This window comes from Streptomyces sp. NPDC004752 (assembly GCF_053601275.1).
Window position 1 is genome coordinate 1 of sequence record NZ_JBSGBN010000264.1, and the last position, 3,965, is coordinate 3,965.

At 66.4% G+C, this 3,965-nt stretch carries 3 protein-coding genes and 1 pseudogene; all 4 read left to right on the forward strand.

The window, feature by feature from the left end:
* Positions 1-107: 107 nt before the first annotated feature.
* Positions 108-221, forward strand: a pseudogene (locus tag ACWEKM_RS45990) (IS30 family transposase); the annotation flags it as partial.
* 64 nt (positions 222-285) lie between these two features.
* Positions 286-753, forward strand: a complete 468-nt coding sequence (locus tag ACWEKM_RS45995) for a recombinase family protein (RefSeq protein WP_451627278.1) — start codon at positions 286-288, stop codon at positions 751-753.
* A 23-nt stretch (positions 754-776) separates the two neighbouring features.
* The gene (locus ACWEKM_RS46000) at positions 777-1,214 is read left to right on the forward strand and encodes a hypothetical protein (RefSeq protein ID WP_451627279.1); all 438 of its coding nucleotides are present in this window, start codon (positions 777-779) and stop codon (positions 1,212-1,214) included.
* An 819-nt stretch (positions 1,215-2,033) separates the two neighbouring features.
* A complete protein-coding gene (ltrA, locus tag ACWEKM_RS46005) occupies positions 2,034-3,794 on the forward strand; it encodes a group II intron reverse transcriptase/maturase (protein ID WP_451627280.1) in 1,761 nt (586 codons plus the stop codon).
* Positions 3,795-3,965 lie beyond the last annotated feature (171 nt).

Genomic DNA, 3,965 nt, shown 5'->3' on the forward strand with positions numbered 1-3,965 from the left:
TCCTCCGCCTCTTGCGTCACACCTCAAGCATCTGAAGCACCATCAGAAACTGTCAAGACTGTCCCGAGAACATCACGTCAACTATGTCCTGAGCCTTCACACGACACCTCGACGCCATAGCTCACGAACTCAACCACCGTCCGCGCAAGACCCACGGCTACCACACTCCGGCAGAGGTCTACGCTGATCTCCTGAACAGCAGTGATGCGCTGACCGCTTGAGCTCGCCGGCTGCGGACGCCGCTGGGCGCCGCTCGGCCGATCAGGAAAGGGGGGCAGGCGTCGAATGGTTGACCGGGTCTACCTGCGGCACTCCACCGACAAGCAGACCGACGCCCGCCAGCGTCACGCCCTCGCCGCGCTGTTGGCCGCCGGCGCCCCCGTCTACGAGGGCCCCGCCACCTCCAGTCGCCAGCTCTCCCTCGACCGGGTCGGCTTCACCAAGCTCCTGCACGAGGCCGCTGTCGGCGACACCATCCGCATCGCCGACGCCGCCCGCCTCTTCCGTTCCGTCGCCGACATCCTGGCCCTGCGGCCGGTGCTGATCCGCCGCGGCCTGCACCTTCGGGTGGAGTCCGGGCTGCTGTCTGGCATCGACCTCGCATCCGACGATCCCGGCACCAAGATGATGGTCTCCGTCCTCGCCGCCGTGCTGGAGTTCCAGCGCGACATGATCTCGGAGAACACCCGGGAAGGCGTCGCCGCCGAGGCATCCGGGAAGGTGCTTGGCCGCCCGGCCGCCCGGCCGCGCTGAGCGAGGACCAAGCCGCCGACGTCGTGAAGGCGTACGGCGAAGGCGTCGCCGTCAAGGCACTCGCCCGGCGGCACCAGGTCGACCCGAAGACGATCCGCCGCGTCCTGGACGCCGCCGGCGCCCGCGAACTGCCCGAACGACTCGACGTCGCCCCGGCCGACCCCGGCGACGACCGGCTCGCGCTGACGCCAGTCCCGGACGTGGTGCTCGACCTGCCCGGCCTGCTCGCCGACCACCTGCGCACCGTCGGCGACGAAGCCGTCCGCCAGGCGCTCGCCTCCGGCCGGACGATCCGCCGCGGCCAGGGCCACTTGCTCCGGATCACCGCCCCGCTCGAACTCCACCGCGCCGCGCTGCAGCAGAGCGCGGCCCTCACCACCGACATAGCCGGACCCGCCGCGCGCAAGGCCCACCGGGTCTGCGCCCCCCGCATCACCGAGGCCGAGACAGTCGGACCGTGATCGTTCTCACCGATAACCACGGTTCCATTGATCCCCGAGGCCGTAGTCAGCGCATCGTGGTGCCCCGGAGCTTCGTTCCGTGGCGAACCGCTTCGGGCATCGCTGCTGGTCAGCGGCTTTACTCAACTCGCCAACTGAAGTGCTCAGTGTGCGACACGAAGTCGCACCAGGTAAGTAAGGACAGCCACGTGAAGGAGGTATCGATCGGCTGAACTTCGGGCCAGTGTCCAGGGCCCGTCCCCGCGCTCCCATGCGCCGCTGGTAACGGTGGGGTGTGAAGCGGAGCGTTCAAGCCCAAGGGCGTCCCGGCCATCGGGGTGCAACAGGTGAGGGGAAGGCTGGACGGGCGAACGCAAGTGAACCCTTGATGATGCCCCGTGATCTTAAGACCGCGTCGATGGTGTGTTGGCGGCGGTCACAGGACCCGGTGCTGAAAGGCACCAAGCGACCTTCGGGTAACTGAGCCCGGAGGGAGGACACCGCTGGTCCCGGGGTAGAGGGGGCGCCCACCCCAGCCGCGTCTTACTGGTGCGGAACGTGGGAACCCCGACGGGGTCCAGGCCAACGGCCTGGTAGGTCGACCGCAAGGAAGGCTGAACTCCCCAGCGGGAGAAGGAAGATCCAAGAAGCGAAGGCCGGCAGGCCGAAAGGCCAGAGGAAACCGAGAGACGGGACCTTCATCCGTCCCTCGCATAACTCGCCGGATACGGGTCCTGGTGGCTCGGCCTGAAAGGGCGCCCACGTGGATCAGGTGAGCCTTTGAAGTCACCACTGCAAGGACGCTCGAACCAAAGGACAAGTTAGACACCGGAGGCGAACATGGAGATCACGGCACCTGCCGTGACGTCCGCGCCTGCGGTGAACGGACCCGAGGACGACTTACTCGACTGGCACGGCATCAACTGGGCCATCTGCGAGGAGAACGTACGGCGGCTGAGGCAGAGGATCTTCAAGGCGACGCAGGACGGGGACTTCAAAAAGGTCCGCAACTTGCAGAAGCTCATGCTGCGAAGCCGCAGCAACACGCTGGTCAGCGTGAAGCGGGTGACGCAGCAGAGCAGTGGTCGCATGACCGCTGGCATCGACGGGGAACGGGCCCTCACGCCGAAGGCGAGAGGCACCTTGGCGGCCGAGATTCATCGGTCGTCGAAGCCGTGGAAGGCCAGGCCGGTCAAGCGAGTGTTCATCCCGAAGAGCAACGGGAAACAGCGACCGCTCGGCATCCCGGTCATCCGGGACCGGGTCCTCCAGGCCCGCGTGAAGAACGCGCTGGAACCCGAGTGGGAAGCGCGGTTCGAGCCGAGGTCCTACGGCTTCCGGCCCGGCCGCAGCTGCCAGGACGCGATATCCGCGATCTTCTGGACGGTGAAGGGCAAGAACCCGAAGCGTCTGTGGGTCCTGGACGCGGATCTGTCGGCGGCGTTCGACCGCATCGACCATGACCACCTCATGACCATGCTCGGCCAGTTCCCCGCCAGGGACCTGATCGCGGACTGGCTGAAGGCGGGCGTGATCGACCGCGGCCGATTCGCACCGACCGAGGAGGGAACTCCTCAAGGCGGTGTGATCAGCCCGCTGTTGCTGAACGTTGCTCTGCACGGACTGGAACAGGCCGCAGGGTGCCAATACACGGTTCGGACCGGGCGCGAGCCCGGCGCCATGCCGGGCACTCCGGTGCTGGTGAGGTATGCCGACGACTTCATCGTGCTCTGTCACGACGAGGATCAGGTGCACCAGGTCAGGGCCCGGCTGGAGGACTGGCTGGCGCCGAGAGGTCTTCGCTTCAACGAGGAGAAGACCCAGGTCGTCCACCTCGATAAGGGGTTCGACTTCCTCGGTTTCACCGTCCGCCGCACGGGCGGAAAGCTGATCATCAAGCCGAGCACAGCGGCTTGCGCGAAGCTCCGGGTGCGCTTACGGACCGAGGTGAAGACCCTGCACGGGTCCAACGCCGAGGCCGTGTTGCGCAGGCTGATCCCGATCGTTCGCGGTTGGGCCGCCTACTACCGGGCGGTGGCATCCACGACGACGTTCTCGTCGCTGGATCACTACATGTGGCGACTGACCTTCAAATGGGCTAGGCGCCGTCACCGCAACAAGTCGAGTCACTGGGTCGCGGCCCGGTACTTCGGCAGATTCCACCCGTCCCGGCGAGACCGGTGGGTGTTCGGCGACCGCGACAGTGGCGCCTTCCTCATCAAATTCGCCTGGACCGGCATCGTCCGCCACCAGCTCGTCAAGGGCGGAGCGTCCCCGGACGACCCCGCGCTGACCGAGTACTGGCGGGACCGCCGCCGCAGGAAGGCGCCGCCGCCGATGGACAAGACGAGTCTTCTCCTGGCGGTCCGGCAGCAGGGGCTCTGTCCTCTCTGCAAGCAGGCGCTGATCGTCGGAGCCGAGTACGAACCGGACAGTCCACGCGAGTGGATCAACTGGTTCGCGGCCTCGAAGAAGATGCTCCACAAGCATCACTTCACCTATCGACGAGACGGCGGAACGGACGAGCGGAACAACCTTCGCCTCGTGCACTCCGAATGCCACCGACAGCACCACGCTGGCGACAGCAAAAGGACCACATAACCCTGCTGACCTGCGAAGCCCTCGTGGCTTGCTTGAGCCGGATGCGGGGAAAGCTCGCACGTCCGGTTCTGAGGGGGCGTGCGACACGATGGCGCACGATTACGAGTGAAATGCACCGCAATGTGGATCGGAGAGGTAATGCCGATGGTGTAGTTCCGGACCAGTGTCCGA

Excerpts from the sequence above, each read along its gene's own strand:
- ltrA (WP_451627280.1), top strand. The coding sequence starts at position 2,034 with ATGGAGATCACGGCACCTGCCGTGACGTCCGCGCCTGCGGTGAACGGA.
- ACWEKM_RS45995 (WP_451627278.1), top strand. The coding sequence starts at position 286 with ATGGTTGACCGGGTCTACCTGCGGCACTCCACCGACAAGCAGACCGAC.